Below are 3,977 nucleotides of genomic sequence, written 5' to 3'. Positions count from 1 at the left end.
ATCGATGACTTCGTGTCCCGCCGCAACCGAGTCGACTTTCGATTTGGTTTCATCCAGCGACGTTGCAAAGCTATCCGCGCTGGCGGTGTGCAAGTCGACGACGTCTGTCGGGGCTCCTTCGGCCAGCGACGTGCCCGTGACGACTTTGTGGCTCTTCAATTCCGAAAGCAGTTCCTTCATCGAAACGAACCGTTCGGTCTTGGCAACTCGCGCGAGCAAAGCATTCGACGATTGATGACAATCCGATGGATCGATCACCAACACCACGGTGTCTTCCGGCAAGTAGTCGACGATCGTGGCTTCGGCGCCCACGGTGTCATCGACAACGAGGTCCAGCGGTTCGTCGTTATTCTCTTCTTCCGCGAAAGGGCTTTTGACGGGCTGGGTTCCGATCGCGGCAAGTTCGACTTTGCTGAGCGTTTCGCTGCTTCGCTGAGTGGCAGCGTCGAATCGGCGGATGGATTCGATTTCGTCGTCGAACCACTCGATTCGAATCGGCTGAGGTTGATCAGGCGAATAGACGTCGAGCAATCCGCCGCGGCTGGCGAATTCACCTGGTACCTGGACCGCAGTCACGGCCGCGAATCCGGCTTCGGCCAACCAACGGCGGATGTCTTCGGGATCGACGATGTCGCCGACCGACAATTCGCGGGTCGCTTTTTCGAGACTCGAAACCGATGGCACCCGTTGGATGGCGGCTCCGATGTAGGAGGTCACGACCAGCGGTTTGGGCGAATGTTGATCGCGGGCACGAAGTCGCTGCAGCACTTGCAATCGCGCTGCGTAATCGGCGTCGCGGATGGAGCTGCCGGTTCCGTCGCCGGCGGACAGCGGCAACGCGACGACGTCTTCAATCCCGAATGATGAGACATCACCCGCGACAATGTCGGCGTCGACGGCTTGCGGGAGCAGGACCAGCACGTGTGGGTGATGGCGGGTCAGCGTGGCGGCCAGCAAACCTCGGATCCCGCCCCAAACGCCCGAAAACGCCAGCGGAACCGGACCGTCCGACTTCTTTGCCTTTCGTTTGGGAGTCCGCCCCAAGACCTCCCCCAGCCCAACTTTCGCGTCCAGGATGGCCGGGACATCGCGAAGGGAGCGCAGCTTCATCGGGGCAGCGTTTTTCGAAGCGGTGGGCACGGCGATGGAACCTGGATGAAATCGGGGTGCAAAACAGCCTCCGGTGACGAAGGCCGCCATGAAAACGTATCTTGATCGTAGTTTTTCGCCTACCTCAGCGATCCCCACCCTGTTTCCTCGTACAGAAAAGACAAACAACATGAGCATCGGTATTGGCATCGTCGGCGCCGGAATGATCTCCAATTTTCATGCCAAAGCCATCGCGGATTCCACGAATGGACACTTGGTGGGGTGTTACAACCGCAACACCGAGCGAGCCGAAGAGTTCGTGGCCAAACACGGCGGCCGCGTTTTCAAAAAACTCGAGGAAATGCTGGCCGATCCCGAAATCGGTGCTGTTTCGGTTTGCACGCCCAGCGGGGCTCACGCTGAACCAGCGATCCAGGCCGCCGAAGCTGGCAAGCACGTGATGATCGAAAAACCGCTTGAGGTCACTCAGGAACGTTGCGACCAAATCATCGACGCCTGCGAAAAAGCCGGTGTGCAACTGGGCGTTACCTTTCAGAGCCGTTTCCACGAATCTTCGCGGCTGATGAAAAAGGCGGTTGAGGAAGGCCGGTTCGGCAAAATCACGATGGGCGACGCCTACGTGAAGTGGTATCGCAGCCAAGAGTATTACGACAGCGGCGCGTGGCGAGGAACCTGGAAACTCGACGGCGGCGGTGCGTTGATGAACCAGGCCATCCACTCCGTCGATTTGTTGCTGTGGTTGATGGGCGACGTCAGCGAAGTGTCCGCGATGGCATCGACGATGACTCACGAACGCATCGAAGTGGAAGACATCGTCGTCGCAACGTTGAAGTTCAAAAACGGTGCGTTGGGCGTCATCGAAGCCACCACGACGACCTATCCCGGGGCGCTGAAGCGAATCGAGATCGGCGGCAGCGAAGGCAGCGCGATCCTGGAAGAAGAAGACCTGACCCAGTGGGAATTCGCCAACGAAACCGATGAAGACGAAGCCATCCGAAAACGCATGGCGGGGATGACCGAAACGGGCGGCGGTGCCAGCGACCCGTCCGCGATCGGTCACCACGGTCACACTGCCGTCTTCAACGATTTTCTTGATGCGATCACCGAAGGACACAGCCCTCAAATCAATGGCAACGAAGGCCGACGAAGTGTGGCGTTGATCAACGCGATTTACGAAAGTGCACGCACGGGCAAGACGGTGCAGCTATAACGGTAGGGGAGCGTACGACGGACTTTTCGAGTCCGTCGGTGCCAATGACTTTTTGACGGACGTGGAAGTCCGTCGTACGCAAAGTCGATGGCTGAATGATGCACTGGAACATGTTCCGCTTCTCTCCACCCACATCCCACCCTGCCCCACCCCAGCCAAATGAACAAGCTTTTTGTTTGGAGCGTCGTCCTTGCCCCGACGCTGTTTGCCTCTGTGTCCTTTGCTCAGGAGTCATCCGGTCGTCCCAATGTCTTGATGATTTGCATCGACGACTTGAACGACTGGGTGGAACCGCTGGGCGGGCATCCTCAAGTCCAAACGCCGGCGATGCAGGCGTTGGCCGAACGTGGCATGACGTTCACCAACGCTCATTGCCAATCGCCGCTGTGCAATTCTTCGCGAACCAGTTTGATGCTCTCGCTGCGTCCTTCGACGACCGGCATCTACGGCTTGGCACCCTGGTTTCGTAATTTGCCAGAATGGAAAGATCGAGTCGCGTTGCCTCAACACTTCAAAGCTCATGGGTACCGAACGTACTCCGCGGGCAAGGTTTATCACGGTCGCTACGGCCGCGACAAAACCGAATTCGATGAGATTGGTCCGCCCGGAGTCGCCGGTGTGAAGCCGCCCAAGAAGCTGATTCCGATGACACCGGTCGGCGATCATCCGCTGATGGACTGGGGCGTGTTCGAACACCGCGATGAGGACAAAGGCGATTACATTGTGGCTGACTGGGTGACAGAAAAGCTCAGTGCGATGCCCGACGACGAACCGTTCTTCATGAGCTGTGGTTTCTTCCTGCCACACGTTCCCTGTCACGTCACGCCGAAGTGGTGGGAACTTTACGACGATGAAACGTTGCTGTTGCCACCTTATCGAAGCGACGACCGGCTCGATTGTTCTCCGTTCAGTTGGTACCTGCACTGGGAATTGCCCGAGCCTCGCATGAGTTGGTTGGAAGCTCACGACCAACAGAAGAACTTGGTGCATTCCTATTTGGCCTGCATCAGTTTTGTCGACAGCCAAGTCGGCCGCGTACTTGCCGCACTCGAAGAATCGCCTCACCGCGACAACACAATCATCTGTTTGTGGAGCGACCACGGATGGCACTTGGGCGAAAAGAATGTCACCGGAAAAAACACGCTGTGGGAACGGTCGACCCACGTGCCGTTGATCTTCGCGGGACCCGGGATCGCTCATGGACGAACGCAGTCGCCAGCAGAGTTGTTGGACATCTATCCCACGCTTGCGGAACTGACCGGATTGCCCGCCCCGAAGGATGTCGAAGGCCTGAGTTTGGTCGCGCAGATTCAATCACCCAATCAAATTCGCGAAATGCCTGCGATCACCGATCACAACCCCGGCAACCAAGGCATCAAGGGCGAACGTTATCGTTTGATTCGCTACGCCGATGGCAGCGAAGAACTTTATGACGTCATCAACGATCCAAACGAATTCGAGAACTTGATCGGGCACGCCGAGCATGCGGATGCTGCTCAACGACTGAGACAGTTTGTGCGTTCGGATCCTGCACCTCTGGCGAAGAACAGCCAGCATCGCGTTCTAGAAAAGAAGGCCGATGGATGGTATTGGGAACACAAGAAGATCGACCCCAGCAACCCACCCATGAGCATCGCTCCCAATCAACCGTCCGATT

2 protein-coding genes and 1 pseudogene are annotated in these 3,977 nt (G+C 57.5%); 2 read left to right on the top strand and 1 reads right to left on the bottom strand.

Features of this window, described 5'->3' with window-relative positions:
• Nucleotides 1–1,200, bottom strand: a pseudogene (locus tag B2R17_RS14360) (transcription-repair coupling factor); the annotation flags it as partial.
• A 79-nt stretch (nt 1,201–1,279) separates the two neighbouring features.
• On the opposite strand from B2R17_RS14360, the gene B2R17_RS14355 reads away from it, so the two are divergent.
• Together B2R17_RS14355 and B2R17_RS14350 are read left to right on the top strand one after the other, a co-directional pair.
• Nucleotides 1,280–2,320 (top strand): Gfo/Idh/MocA family protein, encoded by a 1,041-nt coding sequence (locus B2R17_RS14355; protein ID WP_286764597.1) that lies wholly within the window; start codon nt 1,280–1,282, stop codon nt 2,318–2,320.
• A gap of 159 nt (nt 2,321–2,479) precedes the next feature.
• The coding region (locus tag B2R17_RS14350; RefSeq protein WP_286764519.1) for a sulfatase at nt 2,480–3,977 on the top strand (1,498 nt) is incomplete at its 3' end.

The organism is Rhodopirellula sp. UBA1907, assembly GCF_002337565.1.
Lineage (GTDB): Bacteria > Planctomycetota > Planctomycetia > Pirellulales > Pirellulaceae > Rhodopirellula > Rhodopirellula europaea.
The sequence above is the reverse complement of the archived record's forward strand: the minus strand, read 5'-3'. Positions and strand labels throughout refer to the sequence as shown.

Excerpts from the sequence above, each read along its gene's own strand:
- B2R17_RS14355 (WP_286764597.1), top strand. The coding sequence starts at position 1,280 with ATGAGCATCGGTATTGGCATCGTCGGCGCCGGAATGATCTCCAATTTT.